We start from the raw sequence: 734 nt of genomic DNA, 5'->3' as shown, positions 1-734 counted from the left end.
TGGTCACGTGTGGTGGTGTGGCTGTGGGGGCGGGTGAGCGGGTGGATGTGCGGCAGGGTCCGGTGTGGGGTTTGGTGCGGGCGGCGCAGGCGGAGAATCCGGGCCGGGTGGTGTTGGTGGATTCGGATGGTTCGTTGGATGCCGGCTCGTTGGTGGGGTTGGGTGAGCCGGAGTTGGCGGTGCGGGGTGGTGAGGTGTTCGTGCCTCGTCTGGCCCGGGTGGCGGCTTCTGTGGGTGACGTTCCGGTGTGGGACGGTTCGGGCACGGTGTTGGTGACGGGTGGTACGGGTGGTCTGGGTGCTTTGGTGGCCCGGCATCTGGTGGTCGTGCATGGGGTGCGGCATCTGTTGTTGGTGGGTCGTCGTGGTCCGGATGCGCCGGGTGTCGCGGATTTGACGGCTGACTTGTGTGCTTTGGGTGCGAGTGTGTCGGTCGTTGCGTGTGATGTGTCTGATCGTGGTGCGTTGGCGGCGGTGTTGGCCGGGGTGGATGTGTCGCATCCGTTGTCGGGTGTGGTGCATGTTGCGGGTGTGGCGGACAACGGTGTGGTGGGTGCGTTGTCGGCGGCGCGGTTGGATGGGGTGTTGCGTCCGAAGGCGGACGCGGCGTGGCATTTGCACGAGTTGACGAAGGATCTGGGTCTGTCGGCGTTCGTGATGTTCTCTTCGGCTGGTGGTCTGGTACTGGCGGCCGGTCAGGGCAACTATGCGGCTGCCAACGTGTTCCTGGACGTG

Annotated in this window: 1 protein-coding gene; it reads left to right on the top strand. The window is 65.7% G+C overall.

Annotated features, from left to right (window positions below; genetic code table 11):
* Positions 1-734, top strand: a 734-nt coding sequence (locus IE207_RS32880; protein ID WP_190187987.1) for a beta-ketoacyl reductase, incomplete at both ends; no start/stop codon positions are given.

Origin of the sequence: Streptomyces cirratus (genome assembly GCF_014650775.1) — a bacterium.
Taxonomy (GTDB): Bacteria; Actinomycetota; Actinomycetes; order Streptomycetales; family Streptomycetaceae; genus Streptomyces; species Streptomyces cirratus.
Note: the sequence above shows the minus strand (reverse complement) of the source record. Positions and strands in the feature narration are given on the sequence as shown.